Below are 13,485 nucleotides of genomic sequence, written 5' to 3' on the forward strand. Positions count from 1 at the left end.
AGCTCAGCTTCACCATTCTCTTTCCTGTTTCGCTTCACTTCATCATGAGCAAGCGATACTTTGAGTCAGCTAAAATAGCGAAGTTCATTTTTCTTTTAAAAAAATTACAAAAAAGGATCCTTTTTGTGATCCTCACTGCATATTTTCCGGATAAATCCTGCGTATTTGTCCGCAGCCTGTTTTTCCGGCGATTAACGTTACAGATTACCACGTTTTCAGCGGTAATCCCTCTGATAATCACGGAAAATTGCCGCAGGACAGTGTAAATATCCTGTAAAATCCGCTTTTGACTGAAAAAAGCACCGCCGTAACCGCCACAGTGACGCAGTTCAGTATTTCAGATAAAAACCGGTGATAAATGATTTGAAATCAGCGCTGTAACGGCCCTCTTCCGTTTTAATACTCATCGTTTTGTGCAGCGCACTGACCGGACGGCGCGATAAGGCGATTAATGTCCGGTGAAAAGGGGTATCCGGTTTATCTGACACGGCAATCTGTGTGTGCAGAAACCAGTTCTGCTCACCGGCGGCAGCGATAAAATCCTGTCCTGTGGTGTACGGCAGCACCACACAGAGCAGACCGTCCGGCGTGATAAGCTGTGCCGCATGCTCCAGCAACTGAGGGTGATCCAGTGATGTGGTGTAACGGGCGGTTTCCCGGGCACTGTTACGGCAGGCGACCGCCGGGGCGAAATACGGCGGATTACTGACGATAAGCTCATAACGGGATTGCGGGCAGGCAGCGGTAAACTCACCGATATCCTGATGAAACACCTTCATCCGGCCACCCCACGGTGACGCGAGGAAATTCTCTGCGGCCTGCGCTGCGGCGTCAGCATCAATATCCACCGCATCAATCCGTGTATCCGGCAATGACCGCTGCGCCAGCATCAGCGCCACCAGCCCGCTGCCGGTACCGATATCCAGAATACGGCGGGCATTTTCACACGGTGCCCAGCCACCGAGCAGCACCCCGTCGGTACCGACTTTCATGGCACAACGGTCGTGGGCCACAAAAAATTGTTTGCAGGCAAAACCACGGCGGCGCGGAGGTTGTTTTTCGTTTGTCATCATCACGGAACTGTTTGTCTGTTAAAATAAAGAAAACCCGGCGACAGGATACGGACTTCTGCCCGCAGAAGAAAGTCCCGCACGCTGACAACTATTTTTGATGAAGATCCTGTCCAAGCCGTTTATAATCAGCGGTCCAAACAGAGGTATATAATGACTGCAACTACTTTTTCTGAACTTGAACTGAACGATGAACTGATCCGCGCACTGGATGCCAAGGGCTATGAGCGTCCGACCGCCATCCAGGAAGCCACTATTCCGGCTGCGCTGGATAATCGTGATATTCTGGGTTCAGCCCCGACCGGCACCGGCAAAACTGCCGCTTATCTGCTGCCGGCCATTCAGCACCTGTCTGACTTCCCGCGTAAAAAATCCGGGCCGCCGCGCGTGCTTATCCTGACTCCGACCCGCGAACTGGCTATGCAAGTGGCGGATCAGGCCAGAGAATTCTGTCAGTTCACCCATCACGATGTCGCCACCATCACCGGCGGCGTAGCTTATATGAACCACGCCGAAGTGTTCAGTGAGAACCAGGATATTGTTGTCGCGACCACCGGGCGTCTGCTGCAGTATATAAAAGAAGAGAACTTTGACTGCCGCGCGGTTGAGATCCTGATCCTCGACGAAGCTGACCGCATGCTGGACATGGGCTTTGCCAACGATATCGAAACCATCGCCGGTGAAACCCGCTGGCGCACACAGACTATGCTGTTCTCCGCCACCCTCGAAGGTCAGGCTATCCGCGATTTCGCCAAACGGATCCTGAACGAGCCGGTTGAGATCGAAGCTGACCCGTCACGCCGTGAGCGCAAAAAAATCCAGCAGTTCTACCTGCGTGCCGATGACCTGGAGCACAAGAAAGCCCTGCTCGCACATTTGCTGAAACAACCGGATGTCACCAAAACGGTGGTGTTTGTCCGCAAACGTGAGCGCGTGCGTGAACTGTCTGACTGGCTGCGCACACAGGATATTGTCTCCTGCTATCTTGAAGGCGAAATGGTTCAGGCGAAACGCAACGAAGCCATCAGCCGTATGACTGACGGCCGTGCTACTGTGCTTATCGCCACCGATGTGGCCTCCCGCGGGATCGACATCGAAGATATCAGCCACGTATTTAACTTTGACCTGCCGCGCACCGCGGATGTCTACCTGCACCGTATCGGGCGCACCGCCCGTGCCGGACGCAAAGGGGTGGCTGTTTCACTGGTGGAATCTCACGACCAGCCGCTGCTCGGCAAAATCATCCGTTATATTGAAGAGCCGGTTAAAATGCGCGTGATTGATGAGCTACGGCCGAAAACCCGTGCGCCATCGGAGAAAGCGACGCACAAGCCGTCGAAAAAAGTGCTCGCCAAGCGCAAAGAGCAGAAAATCGCTGAAACTGAGAAGAAGAAAAAAACCAAAATCCGTCATCGCGTCAGTAAAAATATCGGAAAACGACGCAAGCCAGGCGCAGATCACGCGGGACAAACTCCTGCGGCCGCTGAGCCACAGGAATAAACGGAACTCCTTCTCTCTGATAAAAGAAAACGGACTGTCACAGTCCGTTTTTTTATGCTTACTCCCGGATTTCATCCATCTGTTCCATCGCGGTAACCACCTGCGACAGGGTATGTGCCTTCACGCCGAGAACCAGTTTCTGCAAAACGGAATGCGCATGCTGCGGCGGATAATACTCCAGCGCTATCCGCTGCCCCAGTGCTTTCGGAAGATCCAGCCCGTCCTGGATATGCGTGAGCCAGTCATGCTCCAGCACATAATGACGGATAAGCTCTGCCCCGCGCGCACGCGCCGTCACCAGAGAAACGCCCTCTTCCGCCAGCGTATTTTCCGCCAGCCCCGCCGCATTGAATATCACCGCCGGCTGCTGCAGCACCACAGCACAGAATGATGCCAGCCCGCCGCCGAGAGAATGCCCGACAAACAGCCACGGACAAACGGATTGCGACAACAGATGTGCTGCCAGTGACACCGCCTCCTGATACTGCCGGGCCGGTAATCCGTGCCCCTGGCGGATATTGGTCATCATATCTGACATATCATTACTGCCCGCAAACGCCAGAATACCGGTATCACGGTAATGATAAATCATACTCTGCAGGCCGGACGGGCTGCTTAACTGCTCTTCCGTCAGCGAGAGCGAGGCCAGTGTCTGCGCATCAGAACGACTGACCCCGCCGATATCACGGCTGCCGGGCTGATAACTGTCTGAACACAGCCGGGCCAGGGTAATATCATCGGGAAAACCATCCTGCCGGATCCCGGCGGGTGCCGGCAGCAATAAATCCGCTGCGGTTAAATGCTGCCGCTGCAAAAGGGACTGACAATGCGGCGTGGATGAGAAAGCCAGTAACTGCGAAAAATAGTGTTCAATCAACATAAGTATACCTCCCCGGATACAGAAGGCTTCACTTAACGCTATTCATCACACTGTAACAATATCATTTTTTATCAGTGAGTTACCATATCCTTATCCGTCAGACATAAAAAAACCACGCCGGAGCGTGGTTTTCGGAACAAGGACTATTGCCGGAACGATTACAGGCTGGCAGTAAAAGTACGGGCAATAACGTCGCGCTGCTGTTCAGGAGTCAGTGAGTTGAAACGCACTGCATAACCGGAAACACGGATAGTTAACTGCGGGTATTTTTCCGGATGGTTAACAGCATCTTCCAGAGTTTCACGACGCAGAACGTTCACGTTCAGGTGCTGACCACCTTCAACACGGACGGTAGGCTGAACCTGTAAATTCACTTCGCGGTACTCGAAAGGACCTAATGCGGCACGGGAAACAACATCACCGTCTGCATATTGTTCTTTTGCACAGATGCAGCGTACTTCGTCTTTGCTGTCATCCAGCAGCCAGAAAGAGTTAACCAGTGCAGCGTTTTCGGATTTAGTAATTTGAATACCAGTAACCATGATGACCTCCGGGTGATTCGTTATCAATTTATTGATTGTCATTTAACTTGGAATATTGGTCTAACCAATGTCTCTGCATCTTATATACCAAGAATACAGGGGTGATTCTTTGACATATATCAATAAAAATCATATCAATTTTTAACCGCTATGGTAAAAGTCTGTTTTAAATCAAAATTTCATTTTTGCTATTTTCAGTTTTTTTTGTAAAAAATCAGCCATTTTCGCCCTGCCACTGCGGTTATCAGAACCGGCCCGCAAAAAAATCCCTTCTTATTTCCTAACAACGGATAAGTCAGGTAAGCTGAATGCAACTCTTGTAATAAATGAAGGATAACGACACGATGTCTGCATCACTGACCTGGCATGATGTCATCGGCCATGAGAAAACCCAGCCCTATTTCATTGAAACACTCCGTGTTGTCGCTCATGAACGAGAAATTGGTAAGACCATTTACCCACCACAGAAAGATGTCTTTAACGCATTCCGTTATACGGAGCTGTCTGATGTGCGGGTCGTGATTCTGGGACAGGATCCGTACCACGGACCGAACCAGGCACACGGTCTCTCTTTCTCTGTGCTGCCGGGTATTCAGCCGCCGCCGTCGCTCGTAAATATGTATAAGGAACTGGAAGCGGATATCCCGGGATTTACCCGGCCGAATCACGGCTGCCTCGTCAGCTGGGCACAACAGGGCGTGTTACTGCTTAATACCGTGCTGACGGTTGAACGCGGCCAGGCACACTCACACGCCAAACTGGGCTGGGAAACGTTTACCGATAATGTGATTGCGGCCGTCAATGCCCATTGTGAAGGTGTGATTTTCCTGCTCTGGGGCGCACATGCCCAGCGGAAAGGCCAATACATTGATCAGCAAAAGCATGTGATACTGAAAGCGCCACACCCGTCACCGTTATCCGCACACCGTGGTTTCCTGGGCTGCGGTCACTTCTCAAAGACCAATGCGATACTGACAGAGCGCGGTCAGGCACCCATCGACTGGCAGCCGGTGATCCCGGCAGAGCTTCAGCCCGGCGCATAATACTGAGACAAAAATGCCGCCCTTGCGGCGGCATGAGATTGCAGACAAAGCAGGATAAAACGGGATTTTTCCTGCTTTGTGTTATCAGCCGAAAATCAATAAATTGATTTTCCTGGTTTATTTTTACAACCTCTTTCGGCCGCCGCCAACCCCTGCGGGTTTGTCAACGGCCTGATGCCGCCTTTGCGGCGGCATTCCGTTGTTGCGTGGAAACGATCCTTATTTGGAGACCATCACCATCGCCGGACGCAGCAGGCGGCCGTTTAAGGTGTAGCCTTTCTGCATCACTGTCACCACATGGTTGGACTCGTGATCCGCAGCATCCACCATACTGATGGCCTGATGCACATCCGGATTGAACGGCACTTTTGTCTCTTCGACCACTTCGATACCGAATTTTTTCACGGCATCCAGGAAGGATTTCAGTGTCAGTTCCAGCCCTTCCAGCATACTTTTCTGTGCTTCATCTTCCGGATTCACCGCACTCAGTGCACGCTCCAGGTTATCAATCACAGGTAATAATTCATTAGAAAAACGTTCTAATGCAAACTTATGGGCTTTTTCAACATCCTGTTCCATACGGCGGCGGTTGTTTTCAATCTCCGCTTTGGCGCGCAGCATCGCTTCGCGTTCCGTTTTACGGGACTCTTCCAGCTCATGCTCCAGTTCCGCAATACGGGCCTGTGCTGCTGCGGCGGCATCCGCCTGCTCCGTTTCCGGCTGCTCTGCTGCCGTGTTCAGGGTCTCCGCTGCATCTGCAACAGGTTCTTCGTGCGTTTTTTGTTCGTGACTACTCATAAAATCTCCGCGTATTTCGCAATAATCCTGATTCTTGTTTATTATGGGGATCAAACTCAGAGATTCAAGGGAATGGCGATTAAGTGAGGCTAAAACGCACATGCTGACGGACAATACCGCAAAAAACAAATCGTTCCGCTGTATCGGAATTGTCGGCCATCCGCGCCATCCTGAAGCGCTGGCAACACACGAACTGCTGTATCACTGGCTGTTGAAAAAAGGTCTGCGTGTGATTGTCGAAAGTGATGTTGCCGCTGAAATGCGGCTGACCGATGCTGTCACCGGCACACTGCCGGATATCGGGCAGCAGGCCGACCTGGTGATTGTGATCGGCGGGGACGGCAATATGCTCGGCGCCGCCCGTGTGCTCTCCCGCTATGGCGCGGATGTGATCGGCGTAAACCGGGGAAACCTCGGCTTTCTGACTGATCTCGCGCCAGACAATGCACTCCAGCAGCTCGACCGCGTGCTGACCGGGGAATACCACGTCGAAAAACGGTTTCTGCTCGATGCCGGGGTACTCAGCCCCAACGGCAAACTGCGCCGCAGCACCGCGCTCAATGAAGTGGTACTCCACCCCGGAAAAGTCGCCCACATGATTGATTTTGAAGTCTATATTGATGAGCGCTTTGCCTTTTCCCAGCGTTCTGACGGCCTGATCATCACCACCCCGACCGGCTCCACCGCCTATTCACTTTCAGCGGGCGGGCCGATCCTGACACCCAATCTTGATGCTATCGCCCTGGTACCGATGTTCCCGCACACCCTCTCCTCGCGGCCGCTGGTGATCAGCAGTCACAGCACCATTACCCTGAAATTCCCGCAGACCAATATTGACTATGAAGTCAGCTGTGACAGCCAGATAGCACTGCCGATACAGGAAGGGGATGTGGTCAGGATCAAACGCAGCAGCAAAACTCTCGATCTCATACACCCGATTGATTATAACTATTTCAATACGTTAAGCACAAAACTCGGCTGGTCTAAAAAAATGTTCTGATTTTTTTCATTCCGCCTCTTTACCGGATACAAATCCTGATTATACTGTATGTAAAAACAGGTATGTGTATATCCACAGGAGAGGCGGCATGTTAACCCAGCTCACCATTAGTCAGTTTGCCATTGTCCGCGAGTTAGAAATCGACTTCCGCGCCGGTATGTCCGCCATCACAGGTGAAACCGGTGCCGGTAAATCCATTGCCATTGATGCACTGGGATTGTGCCTCGGCAACCGCGCGGATGCCAATATGGTGCGTCCCGGCGCTAACCGCGCTGATATCTGCGCCCGCTTCTCTCTGAAAGATACCCCGGCTGCCCGTCTCTGGCTGGAGGAACACCAACTGGATGATAATCAGGAATGCCTGCTGCGCCGCACTATCAACAGCGACGGGCGTTCCCGTGGTTTTATCAACGGCACAGCCGTACCGCTGTCACAACTGCGTGAGCTCGGCACACTGCTGATCCAAATCCACGGACAGCATGCCCATCAGCATCTGCTGGAAAGCAGTCACCAGAAAATTCTGCTGGATACCTATGCCAACCAGGGCTTACTGCTCGGTGAAATGAAAAAAGCCTGGCAACAATGGCACAACGCTTGTCAGGCACTGGCGCTCTATCAGCAGCAGGCACTGGAGCGGGAAGCCCGCCGGCAACTGGTTGATTATCACCTGAAAGAACTCGGTGAATTTGAACCCCGTGAAGGGGAATTTCCGGATATTGATGCGGAATATAAACGCCTGGCGAATGCCGGTCAGTTTCTGAGCCTGAGTCAGGGCACCTTAAACATTCTCAGTGAAAATGATGAAAACAACATTATCAGCATGCTCAATCATGCCCGTCATGAACTCAGCGAACTGATCTCACTGGATGAAAGCCTGTCCCCGTTACTGACCATGCTGGAAGAAGCCGCCATTCAGGTGGATGAAGTCAGCAATGAACTGCGTCACTACAGTAACCGCGTGGATCTCGATCCAAACCGGCTGTATGAACTTGAGCAACGAATCTCCCGTTACATCAGCCTGAGCCGTAAACACCACACCACGCCGGAAGAATTATATGTTCTGTATGCACAGTTGCAGGAAGAGCAGCAGATGCAGCAGGAGAGTGAACAGCACAGCGAAGAACTGAGTCGCGAAGCGGAACAATATTATCAGCAGGCGCTGACAATCGCACAGCAGTTACATATGGTCAGAGAACACTACGCCGCTGAACTGAGTGAGCTTATCACACAGAGCATGCACCATTTATCCATGCCGCACGGCCGCTTTACCGCTGATGTGATTTTTACCCCGGAACAACTGAGTATGGACGGCGCGAGCAGAGTTGAATTTAATGTCACCACCAACCCGGGACAGCCTCATCAGGCACTGGCGAAAGTGGCATCCGGCGGGGAGTTATCCCGTATTGCCCTGGCAATTCAGGTGATCACCGCGAAGAAAATGGACACTCCGGCACTGATTTTCGACGAAGTGGATGTGGGGATCAGCGGCCCGACAGCCGCTATCGTCGGGAAACTGCTGCGTGAACTGGGCGAATCCACACAGGTCATGTGTGTGACTCACTTACCACAGGTTGCGGGTTGCGGACATCAGCACTACTTTGTCAGCAAACACACCAACGGCACGGAAACTGAAACCGCCATGCAGTTGCTGGATAAAAAAGCACGGGTACAGGAACTGGCCCGGTTACTTGCCGGAACTGCCGTCACCAAAAATACCCTTGCCAGCGCAAAAGAATTGCTGGCAGCATGACAAACAAGCTGATTTCATCTAACTTTTATGCGATCCTGCGGTCATAGAAAAATGTAAAGGTTTTCAATTTGATTATTGTCGATTATCATCGTCACAAAGAATCCTAAAGGAATGAAATCACCATGCGTTGTAAATTGCTGATTGCCGCAACGACATCTTTGTTGCTGTTAACTGCCGGTTGTTCCACTCTGGAGCGTGTCGTTTACCGCCCGGATATCAACCAGGGTAACTACCTGACACCGGCAGACGTGGCGAAGATCCAGAAAGGAATGACCCAACAGCAAGTCGCCTATACACTCGGTACCCCGATGTTACGTGACCCGTTCGGAACACAGACCTGGTATTATGTCTTCCGCCGTGAACCGGGCCATGAGCCGGTGAAACAGGAAACACTGACACTGGTCTTTGACTCAGCCGGTACACTGAGCCAAATCACGAACACCAATTACAAGCCTGACGGCGGTGACGAAACAGCAAGTGAAATCGCCAGTGAGACTGTCACTGACTGATCACCTGTTGTCACGCTGAAACAACGTGTGGTTAACAACAAAAAACCCGCTGATATATTACAGATCAGCGGGTTTTGTTCATTTATCTGTTCCGGTTTGGTGTTACTGACTGGTGTCACCGGCCAGCCCGCCGCACACAATCCATTCATTGGATTTATAACGAATAATTATTCATCACCATGATTTATCACTCTCCGGTATTTTATCTGTTCCATCCTGGTAATAATCATGATACTCAAACATTACTTTCCTTATATTTCCGCCAATTAGCCGGAGATATATTATTTACCAGGGTAACCACACTATAAAAACGGATATAAATCATTAGTATAATTAACTTTTCAGAAATATCTCACTGACCGATAGTATCGTGCTAGTATTCACGATTATTTTATTTTCACGCATGTTTAATAAGTAAGGTTAATGGCATGTCTAATCGCTTAAAGCTACAGGACGGAAAAACGCTGACTCTTGCGTCTTTGGGTGGTGCGCTGGAATTTTACGATTTTATCGTATTCCTCACCTTCGCACCCTTTTTGCAGACACTCTTCTTTCCGAGTGACTCACCGCTGCTTTCGAGTATCATGACCTATCTGACCTATGCGGTCGCTTATTTTGTCCGCCCGCTCAGCGGCGTGATAATGGCACATTTCGGCGACCTGATTGGCCGCAAAAAAATGTTTATGCTCTCCCTGTTCCTGATGGCGATCCCAACCCTGCTGATCGGCCTGCTGCCGACCTATGAGCAGATTGGCTATGCCGCGCCGGTCTTGCTGCTGATTATGCGTCTGTTACAGGGCATCGCATTAGGCGGAGAAGTGCCGAGTGCACACGTCTTTGTCACCGAGCATGTCCCGCAGAACCGTATCGGTCTGGCGAACAGTATGATTGCCAGCGGCCTGACATTCGGCGTGGTTATCGGCCATTTCGCGGCTTACCTGATTTACACCAATTTCAGCAATGACCAGATCTTAAGTTTTGCATGGCGTTATCCGTTTATCTGCGGCGGGGTTTTAGGCCTGATTGCCGTGTATTTACGCCGCTATCTGCGTGAAACACCGGTATTCCTGGAGATGAAAAAGCGCAAAGAACTGATTGATATGCCAATCAAAGAGGTATTGAAGAGCTACAAACCTGCCACGATGATCTCTATTCTTGCCACCTGGCTGCTGACCACCGGTGTGGTTCTGGTCGTCCTGGCACCAAACCTGATGAAATCCGATATCTTTAAAATCGACCCGGAATTTGTCAGTAAAATTGCCATCCTCGCCACCGTCATGAACATGGTCGGCAGTATTATTGCGGGGATTGTGTCCGATAAACTCGGCATCCGCAAAACTGTTGTGATATACAGCATCCTGCTCGCCGCCACCAGCTATGCCTTCTTTAATTCCCTGGGCAGCGGTGACCACACCACGATCGGCTTCTTATATTCCCTGGCCGCCCTGTTCCTGGGTCTGGTTGCCTGTGTGCCGATTATTATTATCAAACTGTTCCCGGCCAATATCCGCTTAAGCGGCATCGGGTTCTCTTATAACATCGGTAACGCCCTGTTCGCCGGACTGACCACCTTCACCGTACCGGTTATCGCTGAACACGTTAACCCGATGTTTATCGCCTACTATATTCTGTTCCTCTGTGCTCTCGGCCTGTTTATCAGCTTCTGCCTCGGCAAAAAATCGATGAAGTTTTATGTCTGATAACGATATCTGATAACAAAGCGCAGTAATAAAAAAACAGGGAATACTCCCTGTTTTTTTATCTCTCCGTATATCGTTTTACTGCATATTTTCCGGATATATAACGATATATCATTACACTGTAGTGCCATTTTTATCTTAATTATTCTCTCGGTTATAGTGTCTTGCCTTTCCCCAAAAAGGATGGAACGATGACTGTCAGTGAATATTCTCTCTGATTAAGGATAAACAGTGACACAATCACCGGCTGTTGCAGAAAAGACCGCAGCGCTAATCGCATCCTGCTTATTAAAATATCGTCTTGAATCGGCAGTAGTGGATTATTCAGAAGGATCGATATTTACACTCTTTCGGTTAGCCCCTTCCCCCGGAATACGCAGTTCACAAATTTCCGCCCTTATCCCTGAATTATGCCGCTCTCTGAATGTAACCGAAATCCGGATGATTGATTTTATTCCCGGAACACCGTACATCGGATTGCTTGTAAAAAATGAATCCCGGAAAACCGTCTCCTTCAGCCACTGTTTTACTAAATGGACAGAAGACAAATCACTGCCGCAACTTTCGGTAATGGCGGGCGAAAATATAACCGGCGAACCTGTCAGTCTGGATTTAACACAATTACCGCACCTGCTGATCGCCGGAACAACCGGCCCCGGTAAATCCATGCTGATGCATTCCCTGATACTGAGCCTGCTGTACCGGACATCTCCTGCGAACGTCCGGCTGGTGCTGTGTGATGCTCACCACCCTGAACTCAGCCTTTACCGCAATACGCCACATTTACTTTTTCCTGTTCTGTCTGACAGCGCTGAAATCACCGAAGCCCTGCATTTTCTGACCACAGAAGCCGAAATACGACGCAAACAATTCTCCGCAATAAATGTCCCTGACCTCCGGCGTTATAATGAAAAAATTGCCCTGGCAGAATCATTCGGAAGACCTATTCCGGATCCTTTTTGGCGGCCGGAAAACTATATGGCGGAACATCCCCGTCTGAGTCATAAACCGGCTATTATTATCTGTATCGAAAATGCCGTTCAGCTGATTAATGATAACAGCAATATTGAAGATTTAATTTTACCTCTGCTGCAACAGGGAGGAATGACCGGCATTCATTTATTGCTCACAACACGCAGTCCGCTGCCGACAAAAATAAACCAGCAACTTAAATTTTATATCCCTGCCCGCATTGCAATGACAGTGACTTCCAAAGCGGACTCTCATTTTATTATCGGGCAACATGGCGCTGAAATATTATCCGGAAATGGTGATATGTTGCTTATCACCGCTGATTCCGCAGAACCTCAGCGCATTCAGGGAGCATATATCAGCGACAGTGATATACATAATGCCGTTGATTACTGCAAAAAATGGGGAGATGTTAATTATCTTACCACCGGAAGAACAGTTGTACCGGGCGCCTGTGATTTGGATCCCCTATTTGACCGGGCTGTTCAGTTTGTCGCAGAAAAACAACGGGTTTCGATATCCGACATTCAGCGGGAATTCCGTATTGGTTACAATCGTGCAGCCAGAATCGTTGAGGAAATGGAAGAATCGGGAATCATCAGCGAACCATTTTCAGACGGAAGGCGGGAAGTTTTAGTTCCGGGGCTTTTGTGATTATATCATTTTTCAAACAGGATGAAGTGAGCTTGTGATATGAATGAAAATCTTTATCGCTTGATTGTTGAGTTTCAAAATAATGTCCGGACTGCTTTAAAGCTCATGTATCGGTCCGGCATTAAAATGCCGTCAAGTCGCTATGAATGGATTCAATATAGTATACCCGGCGCTGGGGAGTTAGATGGTGGTATTAAATATTATAAACATGGCGCCGGATGCCTCGTAGAACTGAATTCCGGGAATATAGATTTTGATTTCGGTGAGCAAGGAGAAATAGGAGGTTTTAATTCCTGGTGGTTAACCTGCTTTGCCGAGAAGAATATAACAGCTTACGGTTTCAGAAATTATGATGATGTTGCTGAGCATCTGAACAAAGCGTTAAGTGACGGAGAACTGATTCGTCCGGATCATGATCTTTGCTATATTGCCAATGTTCCATACTCCTACGCTATAGACATAGACAGCAGAAATCCGGGAGATATGCTTCCATGCCGCAATCATGACCGTGTACTGACACTTCAGATTCATTACTTCGAAACAGCTGAACTCATGTTTAGAAATTACAATAAACTCAATCAGAAAATGAAAAAAAATGGCCATCTGAGCCAGCGGGAAGAATTTGATACGAGAATTTATTTTTCTGCATGGTTAGGTTTTTTAGGTGTGGTCTGTGAGGGCTTTCGAAAGTTAAACATACGAGTCCTGCTTGAAAATGATCGCCCTGCCAGCTTTAAAGACTTATTACCAATTTCGGATAGCATCAGAAAACTGATGAAAGAACATTCGGATCCACTCCGGATATACAGAAATAATATTTTTCATCTCAGAGAGAATACTGAATTTATTCGCCATTTTTTTGATACAGAAGTTGAACGCCTTTCATGGGCTCGTGAGTTACATTTGCTGCTTGCAAAGTTTTTCTCTCAGTACAGAGTCTGTTGTGAAGTACATTATGTATTTAATGGGCGCAAAGGTGAAAGCGATTTGACAAAGAAAAAAGTAATACGCCGTAAAAAAACCTCTGAACATTGACGGTTCATACCAATGAATTAAGCTATTTACTT

Annotated in this window: 12 protein-coding genes; 8 read left to right on the forward strand and 4 right to left on the reverse strand. The window is 49.4% G+C overall.

Features of this window, described 5'->3' with window-relative positions:
* Window positions 1-329: 329 nt before the first annotated feature.
* Window positions 330-1,073: a tRNA1(Val) (adenine(37)-N6)-methyltransferase gene (locus tag JL661_RS11625; protein ID WP_036414317.1), complete on the reverse strand. Its 744-nt coding sequence runs from the start codon at window positions 1,071-1,073 to the stop codon at window positions 330-332.
* A 150-nt stretch (window positions 1,074-1,223) separates the two neighbouring features.
* Between JL661_RS11625 and srmB the strand changes: the two genes are divergently transcribed.
* Complete coding sequence (srmB, locus tag JL661_RS11630) at window positions 1,224-2,570, forward strand: ATP-dependent RNA helicase SrmB (RefSeq protein ID WP_004236999.1); 1,347 nt, start codon at window positions 1,224-1,226, stop codon at window positions 2,568-2,570.
* Between the two features lie 58 nt (window positions 2,571-2,628).
* Here srmB and JL661_RS11635 read toward each other — a convergent pair whose 3' ends face one another.
* A complete protein-coding gene (locus JL661_RS11635; protein WP_036416897.1) occupies window positions 2,629-3,450 on the reverse strand; it encodes a Tle-like phospholipase domain-containing protein in 822 nt (273 codons plus the stop codon).
* A gap of 158 nt (window positions 3,451-3,608) precedes the next feature.
* Complete coding sequence (gene grcA, locus JL661_RS11640) at window positions 3,609-3,992, reverse strand: autonomous glycyl radical cofactor GrcA (RefSeq protein WP_004237002.1); 384 nt, start codon at window positions 3,990-3,992, stop codon at window positions 3,609-3,611.
* A gap of 344 nt (window positions 3,993-4,336) precedes the next feature.
* Between grcA and ung the strand changes: the two genes are divergently transcribed.
* Window positions 4,337-5,035 (forward strand): uracil-DNA glycosylase, encoded by a 699-nt coding sequence (ung, locus tag JL661_RS11645; RefSeq protein WP_036416902.1) that lies wholly within the window; start codon window positions 4,337-4,339, stop codon window positions 5,033-5,035.
* Window positions 5,036-5,254: 219 nt separating this feature from the next.
* Here the strand turns inward: ung and grpE are convergent, their stop codons facing one another.
* Window positions 5,255-5,833, reverse strand: coding sequence for a nucleotide exchange factor GrpE (grpE, locus tag JL661_RS11650; protein ID WP_004237004.1), 579 nt, complete (start codon window positions 5,831-5,833; stop codon window positions 5,255-5,257).
* A gap of 100 nt (window positions 5,834-5,933) precedes the next feature.
* Here grpE and nadK point away from each other — a divergent pair, with 100 nt between their 5' ends.
* From nadK to JL661_RS11680, 6 genes are all read left to right on the forward strand, one after another.
* Window positions 5,934-6,833 (forward strand): NAD(+) kinase, encoded by a 900-nt coding sequence (gene nadK / locus JL661_RS11655; protein WP_004237006.1) that lies wholly within the window; start codon window positions 5,934-5,936, stop codon window positions 6,831-6,833.
* A gap of 88 nt (window positions 6,834-6,921) precedes the next feature.
* The gene (gene recN / locus JL661_RS11660; protein ID WP_062772442.1) at window positions 6,922-8,583 is read left to right on the forward strand and encodes a DNA repair protein RecN; all 1,662 of its coding nucleotides are present in this window, start codon (window positions 6,922-6,924) and stop codon (window positions 8,581-8,583) included.
* Window positions 8,584-8,705: 122 nt separating this feature from the next.
* On the forward strand, window positions 8,706-9,092 hold the full coding sequence (bamE, locus tag JL661_RS11665) for an outer membrane protein assembly factor BamE (protein ID WP_004241898.1): 387 nt from the start codon (window positions 8,706-8,708) through the stop codon (window positions 9,090-9,092).
* Window positions 9,093-9,520: 428 nt separating this feature from the next.
* On the forward strand, window positions 9,521-10,792 hold the full coding sequence (locus JL661_RS11670) for an MFS transporter (RefSeq protein ID WP_004241895.1): 1,272 nt from the start codon (window positions 9,521-9,523) through the stop codon (window positions 10,790-10,792).
* Window positions 10,793-11,023: 231 nt separating this feature from the next.
* Window positions 11,024-12,418: a DNA translocase FtsK gene (locus JL661_RS11675; protein WP_151298170.1), complete on the forward strand. Its 1,395-nt coding sequence runs from the start codon at window positions 11,024-11,026 to the stop codon at window positions 12,416-12,418.
* Between the two features lie 39 nt (window positions 12,419-12,457).
* The gene (locus JL661_RS11680) at window positions 12,458-13,453 is read left to right on the forward strand and encodes a DUF6896 domain-containing protein (RefSeq protein WP_062772436.1); all 996 of its coding nucleotides are present in this window, start codon (window positions 12,458-12,460) and stop codon (window positions 13,451-13,453) included.
* Window positions 13,454-13,485 lie beyond the last annotated feature (32 nt).

Source organism: Morganella morganii (assembly GCF_019243775.1).
Classification (GTDB): Bacteria; Pseudomonadota; Gammaproteobacteria; order Enterobacterales; family Enterobacteriaceae; genus Morganella; species Morganella morganii.

Excerpts from the sequence above, each read along its gene's own strand:
- recN (WP_062772442.1), top strand. The coding sequence starts at position 6,922 with ATGTTAACCCAGCTCACCATTAGTCAGTTTGCCATTGTCCGCGAGTTA.
- grpE (WP_004237004.1), bottom strand. The coding sequence starts at position 5,833 with ATGAGTAGTCACGAACAAAAAACGCACGAAGAACCTGTTGCAGATGCA.
- JL661_RS11680 (WP_062772436.1), top strand. The coding sequence starts at position 12,458 with ATGAATGAAAATCTTTATCGCTTGATTGTTGAGTTTCAAAATAATGTC.
- JL661_RS11635 (WP_036416897.1), bottom strand. The coding sequence starts at position 3,450 with ATGTTGATTGAACACTATTTTTCGCAGTTACTGGCTTTCTCATCCACG.
- JL661_RS11670 (WP_004241895.1), top strand. The coding sequence starts at position 9,521 with ATGTCTAATCGCTTAAAGCTACAGGACGGAAAAACGCTGACTCTTGCG.
- grcA (WP_004237002.1), bottom strand. The coding sequence starts at position 3,992 with ATGGTTACTGGTATTCAAATTACTAAATCCGAAAACGCTGCACTGGTT.
- JL661_RS11625 (WP_036414317.1), bottom strand. The coding sequence starts at position 1,073 with ATGATGACAAACGAAAAACAACCTCCGCGCCGCCGTGGTTTTGCCTGC.
- ung (WP_036416902.1), top strand. The coding sequence starts at position 4,337 with ATGTCTGCATCACTGACCTGGCATGATGTCATCGGCCATGAGAAAACC.
- srmB (WP_004236999.1), top strand. The coding sequence starts at position 1,224 with ATGACTGCAACTACTTTTTCTGAACTTGAACTGAACGATGAACTGATC.
- bamE (WP_004241898.1), top strand. The coding sequence starts at position 8,706 with ATGCGTTGTAAATTGCTGATTGCCGCAACGACATCTTTGTTGCTGTTA.
- nadK (WP_004237006.1), top strand. The coding sequence starts at position 5,934 with ATGCTGACGGACAATACCGCAAAAAACAAATCGTTCCGCTGTATCGGA.